Source organism: Agrobacterium sp. S7/73, from assembly GCF_019355535.1.
In the GTDB taxonomy this organism is placed as follows: domain Bacteria; phylum Pseudomonadota; class Alphaproteobacteria; order Rhizobiales; family Rhizobiaceae; genus Agrobacterium; species Agrobacterium tumefaciens.
This window is the reverse complement of sequence record NZ_CP072136.1, coordinates 228,488-254,495: the sequence shown is the minus strand read 5'-3', so window position 1 is coordinate 254,495 and position 26,008 is coordinate 228,488. Positions and strand designations below refer to the sequence as shown.

Here is a 26,008-nt window from a genome sequence, read left to right as displayed (position 1 = left end):
CCGTATAAAAGTGGATTACTTGTACTGCTCGAGAGCGGCAGAGGCCTTCTTTGCGGCATCTTCCGGTGTCGCCTTGCCGGTAACGACAGACTGCACCATCTCAATCATCGTGTCCTGGAAGCCCTTGTAGTCAGTGAAGAGCGGCTCGGGACCGCCATAGGCGATACCGTCGATCAGCGGCTTCCAGAAGGGGTCCTTGGCGATGAACTCATCAACCTTCGGCGACGGACGAAGCGGGGTCAGGCCAGCGCCGCCCTGCAGTTCGTATTCGCCCTGCGGGCCGGGAGAAGTGATGAACTTGGCGAATTCAGTCGCCTTTTCTTCGACACCGGTTCCCTTGAAGATCGCGAGGCTGTCGGTGATGAGCAGCGTGCCGGGACCCTTGGCTTCAGGGCCGAGCGGCAGGGTTGCGATACCCCAGTTGATCTTGGTTTCCTGCAGGCGGGTTGCAGCACCCGATCCCGCCTGGATCATGCCAACCTTGCCATCGAGGAAGATGGCGCGGATTTCGTTCTGCTCGTAGGCCGTCGGACCTTCGACGGAGTAAGGCGTGATGTCCTTGTAGGCCTTCAGAGCTGCAAGAACCTGCGGGCTGTCGACGGTGATCTTGTCGCCGTCGATAACCTTGCCGTTATTCGTGTAAACCCAGTGCATGAACTGGTGCATGGTGTTGTCGAAGGTCTTGGCGGGCAGACCATAACCGGCGACACCGGTCTTTTCCTTGATCTGCTTGGCAAAGGCGATCTCTTCAGCCCAGGTCTTCGGCGGCACTTCCGGATCGAGACCGGCCTGCTTGAAGAGGTCCTTGTTCCAATAGAGCGCCTTGGTCGAGAAGGCGACGGGCACGCCCCACTGCGTATCCTCGAAGGTAACCGTGTCGACGATGTTAGGATAATAGGTCTTCTTTTCGTCTTCGGTCATCGGCACCGGAACGATGAGGTCGTTCTGTGCGAACTGCTTCAGCGTGCGCGAACCGACATAGGCCATGGCGACCGGAGTGCCGGCGGCTGCGAGCGTGGTTGCCTTGTCCTGGCACTGCGCCCAGCCGACGACTTCCGGAACGACCTTCCAGCCGGCATTCTTGCCTTCCCATTCCTTGATGTATTTTTCATGGATGGGGTCCATCTTGTCGCCGCAATAGATCCAGCTGATCTCCTTGTCGGCGGCGTGTGCCGCCACCGTGCCAAGGGCAGTGGAACCGGCAAATGCGAAGGCGCAAAGCGCCAATCCGTAATGTTTCAGTGCCATAGATAGTCTCCCGTTTTCTGGTGGTCGTTCCTATTGTTGATTATTTCACCGCGCCTGCGGTAAGCCCGCTGACGAGATAGCGTTGCATGAAGAAGATGACGACCATGGCCGGCGCAATGCCGACGAAACTGGCCGCCATCAACTCATTCCAGACGACTTCCTGACGACCGAAATAGGCAAACAGGCCGATGGGCAGCGGCATATATTCGGTCTTGGAATTGAAGGTGAGCGCGAAGATGAACTGCTGCGCATAAGCACCGATGAAGGTGGTGATGGACACGACGGCGATGCCAGGCATCGCAAGCGGCAGGATCACCCGGCGGAAGGTATAGAAATAGCTCGCGCCGTCCACATAGGCCGCCTCTTCCAGTTCGCGCGGAATGCGCAGCATGTAGGTTCGCAAAAGCCAGATGGCAGTGGGGATCAAAAAGGCGGCGCCGGGAATGATCATCGCCAGATAGGTGTTCAGCACGCCCATATTGCGCATCAGCCGGTAAAGCGGGATCAGAAGCACCGCACCGGAGAACATGTTGATCGCCAGAAACGCGCCGAGCAATTGCCCGCGACCGCGAAACTGGAACCGCGCGAAAGCATAGGACGCCGGCACCACCAGAAGCAGAACGATGATGGTCGATATTGTCGAGATGAAGAAGGAGTTGAAGACGTAGCGGGCAAAGCCGGGAACGCTAACCCACATGGTCCGATAAGCTTCGAAGGAGCCGTTTTCCGGCCAAAACTTGTACGGTGACGAAAAAAGCAGGCTGAGCGGTTTCAGCGAAACCAGAAACCCTTCGACAAACGGCGCCAGCACGAAGGTCAGGAATACGGCGATGCCGCAATAAATCCCGACGATCTCATACCATCTGTAACGGTTGATCATCGCATTTTTGTCGGTCATCGGCTGGTCTCCTGCGAGATACGGCTGGTGATGCGGAAGTAGAAGTAGGTGAATATGGACAGGAAGATGCAGATCAGCACTGCACGCGCCGCGCCCTCACCGTATTTGTAGGAACCGATCGCCGTCTTGTAGGTGTCGATGATCATGGTCGTCGTCTGGCCCGTCGGTCCGCCCTGTGTCAGGATCCAGATGATGTCGAAGGAATTGAAGGTCGAAATCAGCGAGATCATCGACATGGTAATCATGGCCGGCAGCATCAGCGGCAACGTGATGCGGCGGAAGCGGTAGGTGCGGCTGGCGCCGTCGGTCCAGGCTGCCTCGTAAAGATCTTGCGGAATGGCCTGAATTGCCGCCAGCAGATAAAGCGTCACCATCGGCACGCCGATCCATACGTCGGTGATGATGGTCGCCCAGAAAGCCGTGCTGCCATAGGCGAGGAAGGCGACTGGACCGTCCACCAGGCCAAGGTTCTGGAGAACACCGGAAATCATGCCGAACTGGCCGTTATACATCCAGCCCCACATGAAGATGCCGATAGCCATCGGCACGATCCATGGCGGCATCGTCAGGATGCGAAACAGGGCCCGACCGGGAACGGCCGAATTCAGCAACACCGCACCGAAGGTGCCGATGATCATCTTTATCGAGACGGAAAAGAACGTCCAGATAAAGGTCCGCGTGATGACCCCGGCGAAAGTCTCGTTGAAGATCTTCTCGTAATTGATGAAACCCACCCAGTTCGTCGTCTTTTTCAACGACGCGTCCGTGAAAGACAGGATGAAGGTATCGACGAGCGGATAAGCAACAATAACAGTGATGTATAAAAGCGCCGGCAAAAGAAGAAGCCAGGCAAAGATGACCGCGCTGCGTTTCGCATCCATCGCAGCGCCCCCTTAAGCCGATTTCACGGCGGGCGACTTCAACTGCCCGTGGAGTGCCAGATCATATTCCTCCCACACCGGCTTGAGATCGACCACCTTGCGGCCATGGCGCGCCTCGTCCATGGCGAGCGCCAGAATACCGGCCTCGATCGCATCGAGCGCGGAAACCGGCAGGGGCGTCCCCTTGACGACATGGTTGATCACGTCCTCGGCCATCTGCTCATCAGCGCCATAATGCTGGGAGAGCACGGTTGCCGCCGAATAGGTCTTGGCAACGGTCTTTTCGTTGGTGCGGGCATTGTGCACGTTCAGGAAGCCGCGCACGAAATCGCCCTCGGCCATGCCCTTGGCGCCGATGACGCAGAAACGGCGGAAATCGTCGGGAACGTTCAGATTGGTATGGAAGGCGAGCGATGCGCCATTTTCATATTCGACGATCGCGGTCTGGTAGTCGATGATATCGCCGTCGCTGTCGAAAACCTTGTCGGAACCCATCCAGCCGCTCGGCTTGCGATGGTAGACTTCCATGTCGTTGATGCCGTCATTTTGCGGAGCATTTGCAGGCGTGAAGCTCTTGCGCCCGCCAAAGCTCGACACGAAACGCGGCCGGGCACCCACCACGCCATTATAGAGATCGAGGTCGTGGCAGCATTTTTCCAGCATGAAGGAGCCGGAATAGTTCTCGTAACGCCGCCAGTCGCGCATGAAGAACGCGCCATGATAGGGCGGGATATGTTCCGAAGCCTCGATGGAGACGACGTCACCCAGCTTGCCTTCGGCCTGCGCGGCGCGCAGATCGCGGTAAAGCGGCGAGTAACGCAGGACCAGACCGACCAGCAGCCGCTCATGTCCATGCTTGTTGAGCAACCGGGCGAGTTCGAGGCTTTCCTCGATGCTGACGACGATGGGTTTTTCCGAGAAGATGGTGCAACCGGCTTCAAGCCCGATGCGGATATGCTCCAGATGCATATGGTTCGGTGAGCCGATCATCAAAAGGTCGAATGTCTCGCCGGCAATCAGCGCCTCGGGGCTGTCATAGGCCTTGCCAGCCGAAATGCCCTTTTCCTCAAGACCCGGCAGACCGGCCGGGGCAGGATCGACATAACCGACGATCTCGAAATCCTTGTCGATCTCGTGAAAAACGTAGCCCAGATAACCGAGACGGAATCCGAGTCCGATAATTCCCACCTTCATGAACTTTGTTCCCTGTTCATTCGTAATTCATTTTCGCAGAGGCAACCATTTCTGTGCTGGTTATCCTGATATCTGCGATAATTTTCCGCCACGATGAAATTAATTTTCATAACGGTCAAGTTAAATTCGATCTCGCAAATCCTAGTGAGGACCGGAGACCGATTTCCCCAGCGGAGACAGGCGCAAGATAGAGCGCCGTCAGCCACTGATACAAAAACAATACCAAAAAAATGCCAATCGTCTATAGCAATTCCAATTGCCGGAAATTTTTTTTGGTTAATGCAGAAATTTCAAGCAAGAGGCCTTATTATTCGGCAAATGATCGAAAAAACCACCGATTAATCGTACAAATCCACTAATGGTTCTATTTTGGTATTGCCGATTGTGACGCATATGGTATAGCCGGAATTCGCCACATCGATTGTGACAGAGGTTATGGATGAACGGGGCAGCGCTTAATCTGGACGACCTGCAATCGGGAGGCGGCGGCCCGCTTTACCTGAAACTGCGTCAGACGATTGAAGACGCCATCAATGGCGGCCGCCTCAAACATGGCGATGCCCTGCCGCCCGAGCGCGACATTGCCGAAAGCGCCTGCGTCAGCCGCGTCACGGTGCGCAAGGCTGTGGACGATCTCGTTCGCGACGGACTTCTCGTGCGCAGGCATGGGTCGGGCACCTTTGTCGTCAAACCGATCACCCGTATGCAGCAGCCGTTGACCAAGCTTACCTCGTTTACAGAGGATATGCGCCGCCGGGGAATGGTGGCGAGCACGCGCTGGCTTGAAAGAGGCCTGTTTTACCCGACCGGTGACGAGATGATGGCTCTCGGCCTTTCCCAATCCGCCATGGTTGCCCGGTTGACGCGACTGCGCCTTGCCAACGACCAGCCGATCGCACTCGAAGTCACGAGCCTGCCGGGCGATATTCTGCCGGACCCACAGCTGGTGGAAAACTCGCTTTATCAGGAGCTTGCGAAAAGCGATATTCGCCCCGTCCGCGCCATCCAGCGCATCTCTGCGCGCAACCTTACGGATGAGGAAACGATGCTGCTTGGGGTTCCCCCCGGGTCTGCTGCACTTTCCGTCCAGCGCATGGCCTATCTCGAAAGCGGCCGCCTCATGGAAATATCGCGCGCCCTTTATCGCAGCGACGCCTACGACCTCGTCGCCGAACTGACGATGACCTCCGACTGAAACACATCGACCAAGGACAGAAAACGATGACAACCCTGATGCGCCAGGAAATCAACGAGATTCCCGATGCCGTCGCCCGTCTGCTGGACAATACTAGTGCCGACTTCCGGCAGGCCGGAGACAAGCTGAAAGCCCGTGACCCGGCCGTTATCGTCACCATTGCCCGCGGATCGTCCGATCACGCCGCGCATTTCCTGAAATATGCGATCGAGTTACAGACGGGGCTTCCAGTCGCCTCTCTCGGTCCTTCGCTCGCCTCGATCTACCAGACGAAACTGCGGCTGGAACGGGCGGCAGCCTTCGCCGTATCGCAATCGGGCAAAAGCCCTGACATCGTCGCTTTGGCGGAAAGTGCCCGCAAGGGCGGAGCGCTTACCTTCTCCCTCGTGAACACCCTGCCCTCCCCCCTTGGAGACGCAGCCAATCACGCCATCGACATCCAGGCGGGACCGGAAAAGGCAGTTGCCGCAACCAAGTCCTTCGTCAACTCCATTGTCGCCGGTCTGGCCATCCTTGCCGAATGGACGGAAGACAGCCTGCTCGCGAAGGCCGTCAGCACCCTGCCGCAGAATTTCGCCAAGGCAATCGCACTTGACTGGAGCCATATTGGCGAGGCTGTGAAGGGTGAGGATTCACTTTATATGCTGGGCCGCGGCCCCGCCCTTGCGATTGCCGCGGAAGCCGCGCTGAAATGCAAGGAAACCTGCGAGCTGCACGCGGAAGCCTATTCGTCGGCAGAAGTCATGCACGGCCCGGTTTCGCTGGTCGCACCGAAATTTCCGGTAATCGCCTTTGCCGCGCGCGACCGCGCCGAGACCTCCGTTACGGATATTGCCGCAAGCCTTGCCCACAAAGGCGCCAATGTTTTCGTCACATCTGCCAAGGGTAGCCCGGCCAAGCCCTTGCCCTTCGTGGAAACCAACCATCCCCTGACCGATGCATTGCTGCTTATCGCACCGTTTTACGGCTTCATCGAGCAATTGTCGCGCGCAAGAGGCTTCAACCCGGATGCTCCAGTGGCATTGAAAAAGGTGACTGAGACCCAATGAGCGGCATAAAGGCATTTGTCGGCGCCCGCATTTTCGATGGCGCCGAATGGCATGATGACAAGGTGCTCCTGATCCGCGAAGGGCGCGTTGCCGCTGTCCTGGACAGCGTGCCTGCCGACGCCGAAGTGATCGATACAGATGGGCTGTTGATCGCGCCGGGCTTCATCGACCTTCAGGTCAATGGCGGTGGCGGCGTCATGTTCAACAACCAGCCGGATGTGGCTGGCATTGCCCGCATCTGCTCCGCCCACGCCCAGTTCGGCACGACGGCTTTGATGGTGACGCTCATCACCGACCGGTCGGACGTGACTTTCAGGGCGGCGCAGGCGGGGATTGCCGCGGGCAAGCAGCATGTGCCCGGTTTCCTCGGCCTGCATTTCGAGGGGCCGCATCTTTCTGTCGCGCGCAAGGGCACGCATGATCCGGCGTTGATCCGCAAGATGGAGATAGACGACCTCGCAGTCCTAACCGGCTGCAGGGCGGAACTCCCCTTCGTGCTGACAACCATTGCCCCGGAAAATGTTACTGTCGAGCAGGTTGCAGCACTCAGCGACGCCGGCATCGTCGTCAGCCTCGGCCATACCGACACCGGTCTCGATGTTGCGACGGCCTATGCTGATGCAGGCGCATCCATGGTAACGCATCTCTTCAATGCCATGAGCCCGCTTGGCCACCGCGAGCCGGGGCTGGTCGGGGCCGCACTTTCGAACGGCAAGTTGCATTGCGGGCTTATAGCCGACGGATTCCATGTCGATCCGGCCGCAATCGGCATTGCGCTGCGCGCCAAGAATGGCCCGGCCCGCATCTTCCTTGTCACCGACGCCATGTCCACCATCGGCACGGATGATGACGGTTTCGAACTGAACGGCCGGCGCGTCTATCGCAACGGTGGACGGCTAACGTTGGCCGACGGCACGCTGGCGGGAGCGGATATAGACATGCTCTCCTGCATCCGTTTCATGCGTGAGAAGATGGAAATGCCGCTGGAAGAAGCTTTGCGAATGGCATCCGCCTATCCGGCGCAGGCAATCGGCGCCTCCGGCAAGGGAAAACTCCTGCCCGGTTTCGATGCTGATTTCGTGATGCTGACACCAGACCTCCAGATGCATTCAACATGGATTGGCGGAGAAAAAATCTACGATGCCACACGTTCCGGAGTCTGAACCATGATCGTTTGTTTCGATATCGGCGGAACGACCATCAAGGGCGCGATTGCCCATGCCCCGGACGATATTCGCCCCGTACCGCGTATACCAACGCCCAAAACCAGCTTCGAAGACTTCGCTGCCGGCTTGAAATCCGTCATCGACAACAGCGGCGGCACACCCGACTGCGTATCACTGTCGATCGCGGGCGTCATCGATCTTGATACGGGAAAGGCGACAGTCGCCAATATTCCCAGCATTCACCGCAGAACGTTAAAAGACGATCTGGAAAAAGCCCTGAACCTTCCTGTTATCGTTTCGAACGATGCGGATTGTTTCGTGATCGCCGAATCGGAAATCGGCTCCGGACAAGGACATCGCGTCGTCTTCGGCGTTATCCTTGGAACAGGTGTCGGCGGCGGGCTGGTGATTGACGGCAAGCTCATCAACAGCGACGGCGGCTTCGCTGGCGAGTGGGGACATGGGCCAGTGGCCGCGACATTGGCCGGCAATCCACCGGTATCGCTGCCGCGATTCGAATGCGGTTGCGGCCTCACCGGCTGTGTCGACGCGATCGGCAGCGCGCGCGGCATGGAAAAGCTGCATCTGCATCTTCACGGGCAGGATATGACCAGTGAGGATATTATTGCCGCCTGGCAGGCAGGCGATGCGCAAGCCGCAAGAACTATCGATGTACTCATTGATATTCTCGCCTCACCGCTGGCGATGGTGATCAATGTCACCGGCGCAACCATCGTGCCCGTCGGCGGCGGGCTTTCGAATTCAAGGGAACTCGTGACAGCTCTGGACGAAGCCGTCAGGGGTCGCATTCTCAGGCGCTTCGACAGGCCGCTCGTCGTGCCTGCCATTTGCCGGATCGAGCCGGGGCTGATTGGTTCCGCCGTTATTGGACTGAAATATGCCAAGGAAATCGTAAACGCGGCTTAAGCCGCGTCACACCGTCTCGATCTTTTCCCGACGAAAGCCCAGCCCCACCAGCCTGCCGGTCAGATGGGCAAAAAGTGGAAACCGCATGATCGCCCTAACGATGGCGGGTGGGCCTTTCGGCTTTTCCGCCGTTTCCGTCTGCTCTTTCTTGCGACCGACACGCATCATCCGCTGCAAGAATTGCGTGGCCTTGGTTGGAAAGGATCGCCGTTTCTCTATGGCGGCAAGGTGGTCATCGGCAATGGTCCGGCCGGATGTGAATACCGGCACCAGAACATTGGCCGCGGCAACCGCATCCTGAATGGCAAGATTGATGCCGACACCGCCGACGGGCGACATGGCATGGGCCGCATCGCCGATGCAGATCAGGCCGGGCTTCCACCAGCGCTTCAACCGATCGATACGGACGGTGAGCAGATGCACGTCATCCCAGCTCGTAACTTCGTCGAGCCTCTCGCGCGGGAAAGGGCAGATTTCCGCAACCCGGTTCCTGAAGGCTTCAAGCCCCTCAATCTTCATGTCAGCGAAAAAGCCCTTGCGCACCACGTACCCGCATTGCCAGTAGTCACCGCGGTTGATCATCACGAAACCCTGCCGCGAACCCGCATGGCCCATGGTGTCGGCCGGATCACCCGGCTGTCTCGAAAGGCGCATCCAAAGCACCTCGGTCGGGATGCCGAAGCGCTGTACTTCAAGCTCCGCCGCCTCGCGGACGATGGAGTTGCGGCCATCCGCGCCCACCACCAGATCAGCGGCGATCTCGATTGCGCCTTCCGGCGTATTGACCATGAGGCCACCAACACGCCCGTCGCGCTCGATCAGGCCGGTTACCGGCGCATTCATCAGCAGCCGAAAATTCTCATATTGCCCGGCCTTGCCGACGATAAAATTGAGAAAATCCCATTGCGGCATGAAGGCAATGAAACGATGATGGACCGGCAGCCGCGAAAAATCCGCGATCGTGATACGCTCGCCGCCAATGACTGCGTTCAGCCGTGGCGCACGCGTATGCGGGAGGCTCAGGAACTCCTCGGCGAAACCCAGCTGCTCCATCAGTTCAAGCGTGGAGGGGTGAATGGTGTCGCCGCGAAAATCGCGCAGAAAATCTCCATGTTTCTCGACAACCGTTACGTCTATACCGCTGCGGGCAAGCAAAAGGCCGAGCATCAGGCCGGCCGGCCCGCCACCCGCCACGACAACGGACGTGCGGATGTGCTGAACGGCCCTGCAGTCATTCTCCGGCACGACTTTCGCTTCTTCCATCACCGCCCCCCTGTCCGTTAAACGTCTCTATCGTGCATCCGTCGCCGGCAGGTTTGCATTTTTCGGCTGTGGCCAACCATGTGCATCGAAACGGAAAAGCATTTCGGACCGGGCAAAGATAAAGGCGAAGGCCATGGCCGTCCACATGCCAAGCAACAGCCCGGCGGCCACATCGCTTGGATAATGCGCGCCGACGATGACGCGCGAAACACCAATGACAAGGGCAAGCAGCAGGAACGCCCAGCGGAAGCGCGGCATCAGCATGGCGAAAACACCGAAAAACGCCCCGGCAGCCGTCGAATGGCCTGACGGGAAGCTCTCATAAAGATTGTCACCGGTAAAAGGCGTGAGGCTATAGGCACCCATTTCCAGAAAAAGCTCCGGCCGCGCCCGCCCGATCAGGAATTTCAGCGTGTGGACCAATATGCTCGCCGTTCCGATCGTCAGGAAGAAGTAAGCGAGAAGCCGCCATGCCGTTCTCAGCCGGCCGGCATAGGTCCGCGCCTGCAGGACACGCGCGCCGACATAGGCAAGGATGGCAAGAGCGCCGGTGGAATAAAGCATCCAGCTGAAAGTACCGAAATCGGTAATGGAGCGATTGAAGGAAACTATCCTTCCCGGCAGGGCTTGAGCATGTTCCGAAAGGCGTGGGTCGAAAGGAATAAAGACCAGAACCAGCACAAGGCTTGCCGCAAAAATCCAACCGCTGGAAACCAGAAAACGTCGCATCAATATTCTCTCATCGTTTTTCTTGCATATGGCTTTGCCATCCGCAAAAACAATAGCCCGGCTGTGTCCTTGTTATGACGGGTTTTCACGAGTAGAGGCTAGTGCATGTCGCCAGAAACTATGCATCGGTTTCGGGCAACCGGAAACGACCGACGGACGGAAGATGACAGATACCAGTGAAATGCCACGCAGGCTGACGATATTGGGTTCGACGGGTTCGATCGGTACGAACACACTGGATGTCGTCCGTCAGCTGGGTGGTCGCAGACAATTCGAGGTTTTGGCGCTCACCGGCGCCGGAAACATCGATCTTCTGGCGCAACAGGCGCGTGAATTCGGCGCACAGCTTGCGGTAACCGCCGAGGATGGCAAATACGAAGCGCTGAAAGCGACCCTTGCCGGCACCGGCATTGAGGTTGCGGCAGGCAAATCCGGCCTCGAAGAAGCGGCCTCGATGGAGGCCGGCTGGGTAATGGCAGCGATTGCCGGAACACCTGGTCTTGCCCCGACATTGACAGCCGCACGGCGCGGCGCAGACATAGCGCTTGCAAACAAGGAATGCCTCGTTTCCGCAGGCGATGTTTTCCTGCGCACGGTCAAACAGGGCGGTGGCAGGTTGATCCCGGTCGATAGCGAACATAGTGCGATCTTCCAGTGCCTGACGGGCGATCACAAACAGGCCGTGGAGCGCATCGTACTCACCGCATCCGGCGGACCCTTTCGCACCTGGTCGCGTGAGCAGATGGCCAATGTCACGGCAGATATCGCCCGCGCACATCCCAACTGGTCGATGGGGTTGAAGGTATCGATCGGCAGCGCCTCGATGTTCAATAAGGGGCTGGAAATGATCGAGGCGAAATATCTCTTCGATCTCAAGCCCGAGCAGGTGGAGGTGATCGTTCATCCGCAGTCGATCATACATTCGATGGTGGGTTATACGGATGGCTCCTATATCGCCCAGCTCGGCTCGCCCGATATGCGAACCGCCATCTCTTATGCCCTCACCTATCCTGAGCGCGGCAATCTCAATGTCGAACGCCTGGATTTCGCCAAACTGGCGCGGCTCGATTTCGAAGCGCCTGATGAAACCCGGTTTCCAGCACTCCGACTGGCGCGCACGGCGCTGGAGCGCGGAGGCTTGCAGGGCGCGGCTCTGAATGCCGCCGAAGAAACCGCCTTTCACGCCTTCGTCGAAGGCGGCATCGGTTTTCTCGATATGGCCGAAATCGTCGAAACGGTCATGGACCGCATGCATGACGGCCGATCAGCCAACAGCATCGAAGACGTATTTTCGGCGGACGGGGAAGCCCGCAATCACGCGCGGGAACTGATCGCCAGCAAAGAAAAGGCCGCGTAAACGCGGCCAGATTTTCTCTTGTTTGAACTGCGGCCTTAAGCCACGGCACGCGCCAGCGCACAATGCGACCAGAGCTGGTGCAACGCGCCGACCAACTGTTCGATGTCGGCATCGGTGTGCAGCGGTGTCGGGGTGATGCGCAGACGCTCGGTCTTGCGCGGCACGGTCGGATAATTGATCGGCTGCACATAGACGCCGTGATTGTCGAGCAGGATATCCGAAATCCATTTGCACTTGGCGGCATCGCCCACCATGACCGGTACAATATGGCTGGGATTGTCCATATGCGGAATGCCGCGTGCATCCAGAAGCCCCCGCAGCTTGCGCACCCGGTCCTGATGGCGGGCGCGCTCAAAGGGGCTTGCCTTCAGATGCTGGATCGAGGCGATTGCGCCGGCAGCGAGCGACGGCGGCAGGGCCGTCGTGAAGATGAAACCGGAGGCGAAAGAACGGATAAAATCACAGACCGCCGTGGACCCGGCAATATAACCGCCCATCACGCCGAAAGCCTTGCCGAGCGTTCCCTCGATGATCGTCAGGCGATCCATCAGGCCTTCGCGCTCGGCAATACCGCCGCCGCGCGGTCCGTACATGCCAACGGCATGGACTTCGTCGAGATAGGTCATGGCGCCATAACGATCGGCAAGATCGCAGATTTCCTTGATCGGGGCGATATCGCCATCCATCGAATAGACGGATTCAAAGGCGATGAGCTTCGGCGCGCTTGGATCGGCTGCCTTGAGCTTTGCCTCGAGATCTTCGAGATCATTGTGTTTCCAGATCACCCGCTCGCAACGGCCGTAACGGATGCCTTCGATCATCGAGGCATGGTTGAGCGCATCGGAGAAAATGACGAGGCCCGGAATTTTCTGGCCAAGTGTGCCGAGTGTCGCCCAGTTGGAAACGTAACCCGACGTGAAGATCAGCGCCGATTCCTTGCCGTGCAGATCGGCAAGTTCCTGTTCCAGCAGGACGTGATGATGGTTGGTCCCAGAAATGTTCCGGGTGCCTCCCGCACCCGCGCCACAGTGATCGATGGCGGCTTTCATGGCTTCGATGACTTTGGGGTTCTGGCCCATGCCCAGATAATCGTTGGAACACCAGACGGTTACGTCTTTGCGCTCGCCATTGGCGTTGTACCGTGTCGCGCGGGGAAAATTGCCCTGCTGGCGTTCGATATCCGCAAAAACGCGATAGCGTCCCTCAGAATGCAGGCTCTGCAGTTCCGTCGTAAAAAATGCCTCGAAGTCCATGCCATGCTCCAGAATTGACCAGATCGTTTTCTGCCTCGACACCGGGACCGTCAACCCTTGCGAGCTGCTTTAACCACGTCTGCGTCAATTCGCCGTTGTTTTGAACCATTCCAATAAACCGTTTATAGACGCCGATGAAAAGTACAAAATTGATTCACATCAAAAAACCCGGAAATTTGGAACCTTTTTCAAACGGCGCCGTTGTTTGGGACGCAATCGATTTACGCGCGGAAGAACGCCTGAAAGAGGAGGCTTCCCTAAACGGTATCGAATTGTTAGTTATCTGTGGCGGTCGGAGGTAGCAGTCGCCGCAGATAAATATGGGACGCCTACCGAGCCGAAGAGCTCATTGTAACGTTGGAGAGAGTTTCATGAAAAAGGCAATCATATTTGCGCTGGTCGGCCTGTCGCTTGCAAGCTGCACGCAGACTGAAAAGGGTGCTTCGATCGGTGCCGTTTCCGGTGCGGTCCTGGGCGGCGCTATCACGGGCAACGTTCGTGGCGCGGCAGTGGGCGCGGCGATCGGTGGCGTTGGCGGCGCGTTGATCGGCAATGCATCCGAACCGGGCTATTGCTATTATCGCGACCAGTACGGTCAGCGTTACACGGCGCGTTGCCGTTAATAGCTGCACGAGATACCGTTGCACAGAAGCCCCGGTCATCCGGGGCTTTTTGCGTTAAGGCGGGCAAAACACAGTCCGAAGGGTCCTCAACGCCGTTTATTTATGATTAAACTGCACTGTTAACGGACAGGAAACGGGTCAGAGCCATAATAAATGCTCAACCATAAAGCAGCTTATGCGAAGAACACGGACTAACCCGAAGACAGGTATTGCGTATGGGAAAGCTGGCACCGCTCTTGCGGTTGCCGTTACGTTCGCCCTGTACCCGGCGTTTACTCGCGATGCTTTTGCTTTCAAGCTGTTCGGCGTGCGTCTCTGGGGTTCGGAAGAACCGGAGATCGAAGTTATAAATCCGGTCAAATATGCCGTGACGCTGAATGCTGCCGATGCAGACAAATCTCTCAAAGACAGCCTGGAAAACAGCTCGCTTCTTCTGGCCGACAAGGACAAACCGGCCTCCGGCGATCTCGGCCTCCTGATCAAGGCGCGTGATGACAGGGACAGGCTGATCGCAGCGCTTTACGAAAACGCCCGATATGGCGGCATCGTCAAGGTCACGGTCGCCGGCAAGGATGTGGACGATCTGCCACCCAATCCGGTGTTCGATCACTCCGCTCCGGTGCCCGTGGTCATAACCGTCACCCCCGGCCCGGTCTTCACGCTCGGCAATATCAGGCTCGAGGGTGATGTGACGGGCCGCAACCTTGAAGAATACGGTCTCGTCACCGGCGGCGATGCCGGATCTCTGGCAATCATCCGCGCCGGTAACAAGCTGATCGATGATCTGAAAGCCGAAGGCCGCCCGCTTGCGAAGCTGACGAAACGCGAGGCCGTTGCAAACCACGCGACGAACACGGTCGATATTACCATGGCTGCCGAAGGTGGCCCCGTGGCACACCTCGGCGCGGTCACCGTCACCGGCGAAAAAACCGTCGACGGCGACTTCATCCGCCGTTATTCGCGCCTCAATGGCGGCGAACCCTACTCCCCGGAAAAACTGCGCAAGGCCGCAGACCGGCTACGCCAGCTCGGCGTCTTTTCCAGCCTGACAATCAAGGAAGCAGGAACGCTGTCACGCGATGGCTCCATTCCGCTCACCATCGAGGTGTCAGAGGGCAAGCACCGTTATTTCGGCGTCGGCGCACAATATTCCACCACGGAAGGCATTGGCCTCCAGGGGTATTGGGGCCACAGGAACCTGTTCGGGCAGGCGGAATCGCTGCGGATCGAGGGTTCGGTTTCACGCATCGCCGAAGCATCGAGCGTCGAAGGTATGGACTATTCGGCGGGCATCTCCTTCACAAAGCCCGGCATGTTCAACCCGCGCACCACATTCAAGACCAGCCTGATCGCCAAGACCGAACATCCCGATACCTATGAGGCCAAGACCATAACGGGAGCCGCCGGTTTCAGTTATGAGCTGAACGACACCGATACCGCAGCCGCCGGTCTCGAGGTGCAGTGGGCAGATACCGAAGACGCATTCGGCAAGAACAAATATCTGACCACCTCCATACCGCTGGAATTCGTTCGCGATACGCGCGACGACAAGCTCAACCCCACTGAAGGCTTTCGTGCATCGGTGGCCGCCAAGCCCAGCTACGAAGCGCTGAACGGCACTTTCTTTTCCTCCTTTGAAGGCTCTATTTCGGGTTATAAGGGACTCGGCGCCGAAGATCGCTTGATCATGGCCGGAAAGCTTTCCGGCGGCGTGCTCGTCGGCGGCAGCAATCTGCAGGACATACCGACCACAAGGCGCTTTTATGCCGGCGGCGGCGGATCCGTCCGCGGCTATAGCTACCAGGAAATATCGCCCTATAATGCAGCCGGTGATGCAACTGGCGGCCGCTCTTACGTGGTTGGCTCCATCGAAGCCCGTATCAAGGTCACCGATACGATCGGAATCGTGCCCTTTATCGATGCGGGTGTGGTATCCGACAGCGTAACCCCTGATTTCTCCGATATCCGGGCTGGCGCCGGTATTGGTTTGCGTTACGCAACGCCCTTTGGGCCTTTGCGTCTTGATGTCGCCATGCCGCTTGAAAAATATGATGGTGGCAACAATTTCGGCATTTATGCTGGCATCGGCCAGTCTTTTTAAACGCCGCCATCGAACACCCTAGCAACAGAGTGTAGATTACGCTTGATGAGAACGTTGATTCGATTGCTGAAATGGCTGGGCTACGCTGCTCTTTGCGGCGTGGTGCTGGTGTTGCTTGCGGTTCTGTTCGTCGGTCTCACCCCGATGGGTGCAAGAATTGCCGCAAAGCAGATTTCATCGCTCGTTTCCACGCCCGACCAGACAATCGAAATCTCTCCACCCAGCGGTCTTTTGACCGGTCGCCTGCGGCTCGACAATGTCACCCTTTCGGATCGGCAGGGACCTTACGCCCGTGTGAACCAGATCGCCGTTGACTGGTCGCCGCTCTCGCTTCTTGCCGGAACCTTCCACGCCGACCGGGTGTCGGCCGGATCGATTGATGTCGATCGCAAACCGCTTCCCGCTGAGCAAACATCGACCAAAAGCTCCGGCAGTTCGTCCCTGCCGATTGAAATCGGCATCGACAGTTTCAATTTCCCCGATATTAGCCTCGGACAATCTCTTCTTGGCCGCGACTTCGAGCTGACCGCCGAGGGTAATCTCAAGGCCGCGCAGGACGATATCAGGCTATCGCTCACCGCCCACCGGCAGAGCACGCCGGACGCTGCCATCAATGCGGACATCGCGTTTCTGCCGAATGAAAATGTCTTGAAGTTGAAAGCGGAGATGAAGGAGCCCGAGGGCGGGCTTCTGGCCACGCTGCTCTCGCTTCCGGGCACACCCGCCGTGGCGATCGATGTGAACGGTGAAGGTCCGCTTTCTGACTGGACCGGCACTCTGCGCGGCAACGTCGCCGGCAACCCCGTGCTCAACGTCACCGGCCACCATCTACTTGAAGACGACGGCACGCGGCGTATCGAGGTCGCAGGCGGCGGCCAGCCCGATCTGCTTCTGCCCCCCGCTTTCCGGCAGCTTTTTGCCGGCGAGACGAAACTTGATGCAAACGCCACGCTCTCACCACAGGGCCGCATCGAAATCGGCAGCAGCACACTGGAAACCGGTACATTGCTGCTGACGGCCTCGGGCACCGTGGATCCGAACGGCCAGAACGATCTTAGTGCCAACCTCATCGGCACCGCCGGGCCAGTAGATTTCCGCTGGCCGCTGAACAATGGCGAGATCCAGGCCCTCATCAATGGCATTGATCTTTCCCTGAAAGGCAACGCTGATGCCGCTCATCTCAACACCACGGCATCGTTGCGCAGCCTTTCCCTCCCACAGGGTAGGCTTGATGATGTCAAGCTGACGGCCAGGAGCGGCAATCTCAACATTGCCGATCGCAGCGGCACCATCGACACCATTCTCTCCGTGGCACAATCGTCCTTCGTCAGCCCGGATATCGACCGGCTGGTGCGTGCGCCGGTCACCATCAAGGCGCCGGTCAGCCTCACCTCGTCGACGATCGGCTTTGACGGCGCGACGCTGGAGAGCGCCAGTGTCGGCGGAACGCTGAACGGCAGTTTCGACCTCGCCAACAATCGCCTGACATCCAGCGTGCAGCTCTTCGCGTTGCCCGCCACCCTGCCGCCAGCGCTGGCGGAAAAATTCGATACCACCATCGCTTTGCAGGGCGATATCGACCTGGTCATTGGCGGGCGCACAAGCGTTCAGAACCTCGTGGTCAAATCCGGAACAATTGAAGCGACAGGTGATGTCAGTCTCGAAGACGACGCGTTGAGCGCCAATCTGACGGGCAAGTTTCCCGCTCTCGAAAAACTGACGCCACAGGCAAAGGGCGTTGCCGATTTTGCAATTGAAGCCAGCGGCGCGCTTGCCGCGCCCGACTTCAATGTCACCTTAAGCTCCGAAAGTGCCACTCTTGCCGGACGGAAGCTTGAAGCCCTGAAGGTCAATGCCGCAGGCAAGGCCGATCCGGCCGCACCGCAGGCAAAACTGACCGCCAGCGGCAGCCTCGACCGGCAGAAGATCGACGCCAACGCCAATGTGGTGCAGACAGAAAACGGCACGGCAATACCCGAGCTTCATGTGGCAGTGGGTCGCAACATCTTGAACGGGAAGCTGCAATTCTCGCAACAATTCCTGCCATCTGGCAATCTGTCGTTCAATTTCCCGGACTTGGCCCTGCTGGCGGCACTTGCCGCGCAACAGGCAGATGGCGATATTGCCGGCGACATCGTACTCAGTAACGATAACGGCCGGATTGCCGCGACGATAAAGGCGAATGGCGGCAGTATCCGCCAGGGCACAACGGTTATTTCGAAGCTCGCTGCCGATATCTCCATTGACGACCTTCAGGCGCTCGCCATCAACGGCAAGGTCAGCGCCGACAGCGTCAATGCTGGCACCGCGGCGATTTCGGCGCTGAATGCAACCATTGGCCATTCCGGCACGACCACCAACTTCGATGTCAACGGACGCTACGACAATGCGCCGCTCGTGGTAAAGGGCAGTGCCAATACCGCAGGATCGCCGATGACCGTGCGGCTCGATGCCTTCTCGGCCGCCCCCAAGGGCGTTGCCGTACGGCTTGAAAAGCCGAGTACAATTGCGATCGAAAACGGCACGGCCCGCATCTCCGGTCTGACTATCATCACCGGCGACGGGCGCGTCGAGGTAAACGGCACGGCGGGTTCGACACTCGACATCAACGCCAATATCCGCTCGCTTCCCGCGAACCTCGCAAATGCCTTCGCCACCGGGCTGGATGCGGCGGGGAGTATATCCGGGACAGTCAGCGCCAAGGGCACGGCTTCAGACCCGGCGGTCGATTATAATCTGAACTGGACGAATGCCGAGGTTGCCCAGACGCGTGCGGCAGGGCTTGCAGCGCTCGGCATCAAGGCAAACGGCCGTTTCGCCGGCGGCACCCTGCAGATCGATACGAATGTAACCGGTCAGGGCGGCATGTCGCTTTCGGGCGGCGGCTCTCTCGGCATTGCCGGTAACCGTCCGCTTTCCATGGCCTTTTCTGGGAGGTTGCCCTTCTCCGCCGTTGCCGCACAAACCGCAGCACAGGGCCTCGATGTGGACGGCACCGCCGCCATCGATGTGAAGATTTCCGGCAGCGCTTCCGCGCCTGTCGTTACCGGCAGCATCACAACCGATGGTACACGACTGACCGATGTGCGCCGTAACCTCACGGTCAACGGGCTGGCAGCAACGGTCACCTTCGATCGTGATCGCGCCGTCATATCCCGGCTGACGGGAAAGCTTGCTGGCGGTGGAACGATCTCGGGAACGGGTAGCGTCGGTATAACGGGCGGTTCGGGCTTTCCAGCCGACATCACGATCACGTTGGACCGCGCCGGTTACAATGATGGCACACTGGTGACGACCATCGTGAGCGGCACGCTGACACTGAAGGGTCCGCTTCTGAATTCGCCCGTGCTTGGCGGCAAGCTGACGCTGGACAGAAGCGCCATCACCATCCCGGAGAAACTTCCAGCCTCGCTGACGGAAATCGACGTCAAGCACAAGAACGCCCCGCCGCAGGTGCGGGCGCAGGTAAAGGCACTCGGCAACGATCAGGGCGGCAGTGGTAGTTCATCGACCATCAATCTCGATCTTCAGGTAAACGCACCGAGCGGCATCTTCGTGCGCGGACGCGGCATCGACGCAGAACTGACCGGCAATCTGACCATTCGCGGTACGGCAGCTGTTCCCGTCATCTCCGGCGGTTTTGAAATGCGCCGTGGACGGCTCGAAATTCTCACCCGCCGTCTCGATTTCAATACGGGCAAGATAACCTTCGGCGGCGGCCTCGTGCCGGTTCTGGATATGGAGGCGCAGTCCACCGCTGGTTCCGCCACCATCACCGTTGCGGTTTCCGGCAATGCCAACGACCCGACATTCGCCTTCTCCTCAACCCCGGCTCTGCCGCAGGATGAGGTTATGGCACAGCTGATCTTCGGCCAATCCATGTCCAAGCTCTCGGCCTTGCAGATCGCGCGGCTGGCGGATGCGGCAGCACAGCTTGCCGGTGGGCGCTCCACCTCGTTGTTCGACAAGCTCCGAAGCAATCTCGGTGTCGACGATCTCGACATCTCGACGGATTCGGAAGGCCAGGCCCGCGTTTCCGCCGGAAAATATCTCAACGAGCGAACCTATCTCGAGCTGCAGCAAAGCGGCGATTCCGGAGCAAAGGCCATCATCAACCTCGATGTCGGGCGCGGCGTGAAGCTGCGCGGTGAAGCGGGCGGTAATGGCGAAGGTGCAGCCGGTATATTTTACGAGAAAGAATATTGAAGTCTTCGCATTTAGGTTTGCGAAACCATCTCATGCTACGAATCTTCCATTGAAGGCGGAAAATATTGTTTCCGGCTGTTCAGGCACCAGGCAGAACGCCAAATTCGCATATGCAAGTGTCGGTGCACTTGCGCTGGCCTCCACAGCGAGCATTGGGAAGAATTCTGATGGCAATGATAAACTCTACCAACTTTGGCGGCGAGACGCTCGAAATCATCGCATTCCGCCTGCATGATCAGGAATTCTGCGTGAAGACGACGACTATCCGCGAAATTCGCGGCTGGGCGCCTTCAACGCCCATTCCCCACGCGCCGAAAGACGTCATCGGCGTCATGAACCTGCGCGGTTCGGTTATTCCGATCATCGATCTCGCACACAAACTCGGAATGAAAAGCACCGTCGCAAATGAAAGAAGCGCCATCGTGGTGGCCGAAGTGCACAACATGGTCATCGGCATGCTCGTCGATCGCGTTTCGGACATTCTGACGATCCCGGCAAATCAGGTCCAGCCGGTTCCGGAAATCTCGGCCTCTTTCGACAAGTCCTACTCCGAAGGCATCATTGCCAACGAACATGGCATGATCTGCTTCCTGAACCTTGCAAAGATGTTCAAGGGAACCGAAGCGGAAGATCTCGCCGCCTGATCGTTGCAATTCCTTTGCATGACGGCCGGTTCGCGTTCTTAGGCGACCTAGGAACAAAGGCTCAAATACGAGACTATTGACCATTGAACCAAACCGCCGGAGCACCTGCCCGGCGGTTTTTGTTTTCATGACCGCCTCTTTTATTAAATAAGAACATTTTAATATTATAGATATCTAATATTAAAAGCCGACGAACAGTACCGCGCCTACATCACATCACGCGGGGTCCGATACCTGACTGAGGCTGACAAGTCGCAAGTGCCTGCATTGCTGCCTTTGGCGGCAGAACCTGTTCGTTGTTCAACATGATACGGCGCCGACCACACCTCCTGTGCGGCAGCGCGCGCCGAGGCCGCTATTTGGGGGACGTTAATGCTGGGGTTAGGGAAAAGCGCAGACAATCGAAATATGCTCGATGCGATATCCAGATCGCAGGCAGTCATAGAATTCGATCTTAAAGGCAATATTCTTACGGCAAACAGCAATTTCTGCGTGACGCTGGGCTATGATCTCGCGGAGATCGTCGGCAAGCATCATCGTATCTTCTGCGACCGGGAATTTGTCGCATCGCACGCATACCAGGAATTCTGGGAATCTCTTGCGCGCGGCGAATTTCAGGGCAAGGAATATCGCCGCATACGCAAGGATGGATCGACCGTATGGATCGAGGCCTCCTACAACCCCGTCTTCAGGTCAGGCAAACCCTATAAGGTTGTCAAGATAGCGACCGACATCACAGCCAAGAAGATCAAGGCTGTAGAAGATGCTAGCAAACTCGAAGCGCTTTCACGCTCCCAGGCCACCATCGAATTTTTGCCGGATGGCACGATCATTACCGCCAATCCGAATTTCTGCGCCACTGTCAACTACGACCTCAAGGAAATCGAAGGCCGGCACCACCGTATGTTCTGCGATCCGGCCTATGCAGCATCGCCAGCCTATGCCAATTTCTGGCCGCGGCTGGCATCCGGAGAATTCATCTCAGACGAATTTGTTCGTTATGGAAAGAACGGCAAGGAGATATGGATCCAGGCCGCTTACAACCCGGTATTGGATGAGACAGGCAAGGTGGTGAAGGTTGTGAAATTCGCAACCGACGTGACGCCGCGTATGAGCGCCATCACCCTTCTCGCCGATGCCTTGCAGGCACTGGCCGAGGGTGACCTGGTGCAGCGTCTCGATAGCAGCTTCGTGCCCAGCATGGAGAAATTGCGCCAGGACTTCAACGACGTGGTCGGCAAACTTCAGTCCACCATGCAGACGATCGCTCACAATGCCTCGACAATCGCATCCGGCTCGGGTGAAATCCGCATAGCCGCCGATCAGCTCTCGCAGCGAACCGAACAGCAGGCGGCCTCGCTGGAAGAAACAGCAGCGGCGCTGGAGCAAATCACCACCACCGTGACCGATGCCAGCCAGCGCGCCGGCGAGGCCGGGAAACTGGTGCTGCGCACGAGAGAACATGCCGAACATTCCGGTGAAGTCGTTCAGCAGGCAATTTCCGCCATGGACGCGATTTCGCGCTCCTCCGGTGAAATCACCAACATCATCGGCGTCATTGACGACATCGCATTCCAGACCAATCTTCTGGCGCTGAATGCGGGCGTGGAAGCTGCCCGTGCCGGTGAAGCGGGCAAGGGTTTCGCAGTGGTCGCCCAAGAGGTGCGGGAACTCGCGCAACGATCCGCCGTTGCTGCCAAGGAAATCAAGTCCCTCATCAACACCTCCCGCGAACAGGTCGCCAATGGCGTCGATCTGGTTGGCAAAACCGGCGGTGCACTGCGGGATATTCAATCGCAAATGGGCGAAATCGATGCCAACGTCTCGGCCATCGTCGAGGCCTCGCGCGAACAGGCCAACGGTCTGAGAGAAATCAACCAGGCCGTCAACGTTATGGATCAGGCGACCCAGAAAAACGCCGCTATGGTGGAAGAAACCACTGCCGCCAGCCACGGCCTCGCCAATGAAGCGGACAACCTGCACGAATTGCTGCGGCAGTTCAAAATATCCCGCGAAGGACAGATATCATCCGCCCAGCCGATCGATAAAAGAGCCGCTGCAATAACGAGGCTGACAGCACCACAGCCGCGATACGCAACGGCAAGGTCTCACGGAAATGCCGCGCCCGAATGGGCGGAGTTTTAGTATGCTTCGAAGCCCGGATGCCAATGCCGGCCGGCAACTGGCATTATAAAATGACGCGGTCCGCACGGGTGAAGATTTCGAAGTCTTCACCCCGCACCAGCGCAACAAGCGTGATGCCCGCACTCTCGGCGGTTTCGATGGCAAGCGCGGTAGGAGCCGAAATTGCTGCCATAACCGGACTACCAAGGATCGCTGTCTTCTGAACCATCTCCACCGACAGGCGACTGGTGACGGCAACAATGCCTGTCTTGGCGGAAATACCGGCATTCACGACAGCACCGGCCAACTTGTCGAGCGCATTGTGGCGACCGACATCTTCGCGCACCGCAAGCAAACCATCTTGAGGACTATAAAAACCCGCACCGTGAACGGCCCTGGTTTCGCGGTTGAGGCTTTGTGCGTCGCTCAGTGCTTTCACCGCGGCAACGATGTCATCACCGTGGATCGACATTCTCACGCCGCTGAGATCGGGGACCACGCGAACCGCCTGTTCTATGGATTCGATCCCGCACAGACCGCAACCAACCGGACCTGCCATATGCCGCCGTCTCGCCCGTAGGGCATCGGCCTCGGCATCCATCAGATCCACCTGGACATCATAGCCCTGCCCGGCTTCAATGACCTCTATCGCCCGGATTTCTGTGCGTGCCGATATGATGCCCTCTGTCAGGCTGAAGCCGACGGCGAAATCGACAAGATCAGCGGGACTAGCCATCATCACGGCATGGGTGCTGCCGCCGTAAGAAAAGGCAACCGGCACCTCCTCCGGCACGGCGCGCTCACCCGTGCTGAGGGCGCCCTGTCGCAGCGCGGATCTTGCGACCCTTCGATAACTGGCTTCTATCGACACGGCGATTATCCCTCCATGACAAGAAACATGCCTTCTCGCCTACTCCCGACCGGCAGCAGCACGTTACTTTTCACCATCATGTCTAGCCTATCGCCCTGAAAATCGGAATCGATTTCCGCAAACGTAATGAGCGGACCGAGGCGCTTTTACTGGAACGAGAACTCAGATTTTCTGCCTGCTTAAGAAAACAGGCAGTGGCCGAAAACAAAAAAGCGACCGAAACGGCCGCTTTTTTGTTTTAGGTATTGTGTGGACAGTCATTCTTTCGAACCCGCCCGGTGCTTTCAAGCGGCGACGAGAACCTCATGCAGGTTCGTCAGTTCGTAGAGATGCTTTTCAAGCTTGGTCAGATGTTCGTGGTGATGATTGCCTTCCTGGATTTCGGCCTTGGCCAAATCGATGCGCTTCTGCAGCGTGTCAGGGGACATATCGTCAGCCGAAACAGCGGATTCGGCGAGAAGCGTGCAACCTGTCGGAAGAATATCGGCAAAACCACCGAAAACGACGTATTTATGGGTTTCGCCAGAGGCGAATTTCACCGTCACCAGGCCCGGCTTGATCGTCGTCATGGTGGGCGCGTGATTGGCCAGAACCGTCATCTCACCCAGCGTAGCCGGAATGACGACTTCCGTAACCGTTTCTGAAACGAGCAGACGTTCCGGGGAAACGAGATCGAATTTGAAACTGTCAGCCATGGCTATTCACTTCTTTTCAATTACGCGGGCGTCACGGACTTGTTTATTAGAACGCCGGCAAAGCCGTTCCGGTTTCACCGTCATCGTCGGCAAGGCGCGTGGTCGAACCACGCGCCCGCCAATTCATAATCAGGCAGCTTCAGCAGTCAGCTTCTTTGCCTTTTCGATGGCTTCTTCCATCGAACCGACCATGTAGAAAGCTGCTTCCGGCAGGCTGTCGTATTCGCCGTTGACCAGGCCCTTGAAGCCCTTGATCGTGTCTTCGAGTGCGACGAGCTTGCCCGGAGAACCGGTGAAGACTTCGGCAACGAAGAACGGCTGCGACAGGAAGCGCTCGATCTTACGGGCGCGGGCAACCGTCAGCTTGTCTTCTTCCGACAGTTCGTCCATGCCGAGGATGGCGATGATGTCCTGAAGGGACTTGTAGCGCTGCAGGGTCGACTGAACCTTACGGGCAACCTCGTAGTGTTCTTCACCGACGATCATCGGGTCGAGCATGCGCGAGGTGGAGTCGAGCGGGTCAACAGCCGGGTAAATACCCTTTTCTGCGATCGAACGCGACAGAACCGTCGTTGCGTCAAGGTGCGCGAACGAAGTGGCCGGTGCAGGGTCGGTCAAGTCGTCGGCGGGAACGTAAATCGCCTGAACCGAGGTGATCGAACCCTTGTTCGTGGTGGTGATGCGTTCCTGCATCTGGCCCATGTCGGTTGCGAGCGTCGGCTGATAGCCCACAGCCGAAGGAATACGGCCGAGAAGAGCCGACACTTCCGAACCAGCCTGCGTGAAGCGGAAGATGTTGTCCACGAAGAACAGAACGTCCTGGCCTTCGTCGCGGAAGTTTTCAGCGATCGTCAGACCGGTCAGAGCGACGCGAGCGCGGGCGCCCGGCGGTTCGTTCATCTGGCCGTAAACGAGAGCTGCCTTGGAACCTTCGCCGCCGCCAAGCTTGTTGACGTTCGACTCGATCATTTCGTGATAGAGGTCGTTACCTTCGCGGGTACGCTCACCCACGCCGGCGAATACCGAGTAACCACCGTGCGCCTTGGCGACGTTGTTGATCAGTTCCATGATGAGAACCGTCTTGCCAACGCCAGCGCCGCCGAACAGGCCGATCTTGCCGCCCTTGGCGTAAGGAGCCAGAAGGTCAACGACCTTGATGCCGGTAACAAGGATCTGGCCTTCAGTCGACTGCTCGACGTAAGACGGTGCGTCCTGGTGGATGGCGCGCTTCTTGGCCGTTACGATCGGACCTGCTTCGTCAACCGGCTCACCGATGACGTTCATGATGCGGCCGAGCGTTTCCAGACCGACCGGAACCTCGATCGGGGCGCCCGTATCAGCGACGACCTGACCGCGGACGAGACCTTCGGTCGAGTCCATGGCGATCGTGCGTACGACGTTTTCGCCGAGATGTTGAGCGACTTCCAGAACGAGGCGGTTGCCGTTGTTATCGGTTTCGAGCGCGTTGAGGATCGGAGGCAGTTCGCCTTCGAACGCCACGTCGACAACAGCGCCGATAACCTGGGTAACCTTGCCCGCGCCGTTCACCGCTGCGGTTTTCTTGGGGGTAGCTGCCTTAGCCAT

Annotated in this window: 20 protein-coding genes; 10 read left to right on the top strand and 10 right to left on the bottom strand. The window is 58.1% G+C overall.

Translation table 11 applies throughout. The features are described from left to right. Nucleotides 1-15: 15 nt before the first annotated feature. Genes J5276_RS01115 through J5276_RS01100 form a run of 4 tightly spaced genes read right to left on the bottom strand, consistent with a single transcriptional unit; the run spans nucleotide 16 to nucleotide 4,221 of the window. Complete coding sequence (locus J5276_RS01115) at nucleotides 16-1,248, bottom strand: extracellular solute-binding protein (protein WP_003516773.1); 1,233 nt, start codon at nucleotides 1,246-1,248, stop codon at nucleotides 16-18. Nucleotides 1,249-1,288: 40 nt separating this feature from the next. Continuing rightward, nucleotides 1,289-2,146 (bottom strand): carbohydrate ABC transporter permease, encoded by an 858-nt coding sequence (locus J5276_RS01110; protein ID WP_003516772.1) that lies wholly within the window; start codon nucleotides 2,144-2,146, stop codon nucleotides 1,289-1,291. Beyond that, nucleotides 2,143-3,027 carry a carbohydrate ABC transporter permease gene (locus J5276_RS01105; RefSeq protein ID WP_003516771.1) on the bottom strand — a complete coding sequence of 295 codons (885 nt, stop codon included), beginning with the start codon at nucleotides 3,025-3,027 and terminating at the stop codon, nucleotides 2,143-2,145. Before J5276_RS01105 ends, J5276_RS01110 begins: the two co-directional genes overlap by 4 nt. 12 nt (nucleotides 3,028-3,039) lie before the next feature. Then, nucleotides 3,040-4,221 carry a Gfo/Idh/MocA family protein gene (locus J5276_RS01100; protein ID WP_003516769.1) on the bottom strand — a complete coding sequence of 394 codons (1,182 nt, stop codon included), beginning with the start codon at nucleotides 4,219-4,221 and terminating at the stop codon, nucleotides 3,040-3,042. Nucleotides 4,222-4,660: 439 nt separating this feature from the next. On the opposite strand from J5276_RS01100, the gene J5276_RS01095 reads away from it, so the two are divergent. From J5276_RS01095 to J5276_RS01080, 4 genes are read left to right on the top strand one after another with little or no spacing between them, the layout of a single operon-like run. Beyond that, nucleotides 4,661-5,416: a GntR family transcriptional regulator gene (locus J5276_RS01095; protein ID WP_003516768.1), complete on the top strand. Its 756-nt coding sequence runs from the start codon at nucleotides 4,661-4,663 to the stop codon at nucleotides 5,414-5,416. Nucleotides 5,417-5,442: 26 nt separating this feature from the next. After that, nucleotides 5,443-6,465 carry an SIS domain-containing protein gene (locus J5276_RS01090; RefSeq protein WP_003516766.1) on the top strand — a complete coding sequence of 341 codons (1,023 nt, stop codon included), beginning with the start codon at nucleotides 5,443-5,445 and terminating at the stop codon, nucleotides 6,463-6,465. Next, nucleotides 6,462-7,628 (top strand): N-acetylglucosamine-6-phosphate deacetylase, encoded by a 1,167-nt coding sequence (gene nagA, locus J5276_RS01085; RefSeq protein WP_065703397.1) that lies wholly within the window; start codon nucleotides 6,462-6,464, stop codon nucleotides 7,626-7,628. Before J5276_RS01090 ends, nagA begins: the two co-directional genes overlap by 4 nt. A 3-nt stretch (nucleotides 7,629-7,631) precedes the next feature. Next, nucleotides 7,632-8,558, top strand: a complete 927-nt coding sequence (locus J5276_RS01080; RefSeq protein ID WP_065703396.1) for an ROK family protein — start codon at nucleotides 7,632-7,634, stop codon at nucleotides 8,556-8,558. Between the two features lie 6 nt (nucleotides 8,559-8,564). Here the strand turns inward: J5276_RS01080 and J5276_RS01075 are convergent, their stop codons facing one another. Then, a complete protein-coding gene (locus J5276_RS01075; RefSeq protein WP_112155391.1) occupies nucleotides 8,565-9,821 on the bottom strand; it encodes an FAD-dependent oxidoreductase in 1,257 nt (418 codons plus the stop codon). Nucleotides 9,822-9,848: 27 nt separating this feature from the next. Beyond that, a complete protein-coding gene (locus tag J5276_RS01070) occupies nucleotides 9,849-10,550 on the bottom strand; it encodes a phosphatase PAP2 family protein (RefSeq protein WP_065703394.1) in 702 nt (233 codons plus the stop codon). Between the two features lie 163 nt (nucleotides 10,551-10,713). Here J5276_RS01070 and dxr point away from each other — a divergent pair, with 163 nt between their 5' ends. After that, nucleotides 10,714-11,907 carry a 1-deoxy-D-xylulose-5-phosphate reductoisomerase gene (dxr, locus tag J5276_RS01065; RefSeq protein WP_112155390.1) on the top strand — a complete coding sequence of 398 codons (1,194 nt, stop codon included), beginning with the start codon at nucleotides 10,714-10,716 and terminating at the stop codon, nucleotides 11,905-11,907. Nucleotides 11,908-11,942: 35 nt separating this feature from the next. On the opposite strand, the gene hemA is transcribed toward dxr, so the two are convergent. Beyond that, on the bottom strand, nucleotides 11,943-13,160 hold the full coding sequence (gene hemA / locus J5276_RS01060; RefSeq protein WP_019566067.1) for a 5-aminolevulinate synthase: 1,218 nt from the start codon (nucleotides 13,158-13,160) through the stop codon (nucleotides 11,943-11,945). A 371-nt stretch (nucleotides 13,161-13,531) separates the two neighbouring features. Between hemA and J5276_RS01055 the strand changes: the two genes are divergently transcribed. From J5276_RS01055 to J5276_RS01035, 5 genes are all read left to right on the top strand, one after another. Then, nucleotides 13,532-13,783, top strand: coding sequence for a YMGG-like glycine zipper-containing protein (locus tag J5276_RS01055; protein WP_003492347.1), 252 nt, complete (start codon nucleotides 13,532-13,534; stop codon nucleotides 13,781-13,783). A gap of 175 nt (nucleotides 13,784-13,958) precedes the next feature. Beyond that, a complete protein-coding gene (locus J5276_RS01050) occupies nucleotides 13,959-15,884 on the top strand; it encodes an autotransporter assembly complex family protein (protein ID WP_112153887.1) in 1,926 nt (641 codons plus the stop codon). Nucleotides 15,885-15,929: 45 nt separating this feature from the next. Further along, entirely contained in the window at nucleotides 15,930-20,090 is a 4,161-nt protein-coding gene (locus J5276_RS01045) for a translocation/assembly module TamB domain-containing protein (RefSeq protein ID WP_112153888.1), read from the top strand. Between the two features lie 167 nt (nucleotides 20,091-20,257). Then, a complete protein-coding gene (locus tag J5276_RS01040) occupies nucleotides 20,258-20,734 on the top strand; it encodes a chemotaxis protein CheW (protein ID WP_003504949.1) in 477 nt (158 codons plus the stop codon). Between the two features lie 408 nt (nucleotides 20,735-21,142). Then, nucleotides 21,143-22,879, top strand: a complete 1,737-nt coding sequence (locus tag J5276_RS01035; protein WP_162647797.1) for a PAS domain-containing methyl-accepting chemotaxis protein — start codon at nucleotides 21,143-21,145, stop codon at nucleotides 22,877-22,879. 43 nt (nucleotides 22,880-22,922) lie between these two features. On the opposite strand, the gene fdhD is transcribed toward J5276_RS01035, so the two are convergent. The 3 genes from fdhD to atpD form a co-directional block, all read right to left on the bottom strand. Beyond that, nucleotides 22,923-23,738 (bottom strand): formate dehydrogenase accessory sulfurtransferase FdhD, encoded by an 816-nt coding sequence (gene fdhD / locus J5276_RS01030; RefSeq protein ID WP_111795625.1) that lies wholly within the window; start codon nucleotides 23,736-23,738, stop codon nucleotides 22,923-22,925. Between the two features lie 275 nt (nucleotides 23,739-24,013). After that, nucleotides 24,014-24,424, bottom strand: coding sequence for a F0F1 ATP synthase subunit epsilon (locus tag J5276_RS01025; protein WP_003516751.1), 411 nt, complete (start codon nucleotides 24,422-24,424; stop codon nucleotides 24,014-24,016). 129 nt (nucleotides 24,425-24,553) lie between these two features. After that, the gene (gene atpD, locus J5276_RS01020) at nucleotides 24,554-26,008 is read right to left on the bottom strand and encodes a F0F1 ATP synthase subunit beta (RefSeq protein ID WP_003516750.1); all 1,455 of its coding nucleotides are present in this window, start codon (nucleotides 26,006-26,008) and stop codon (nucleotides 24,554-24,556) included.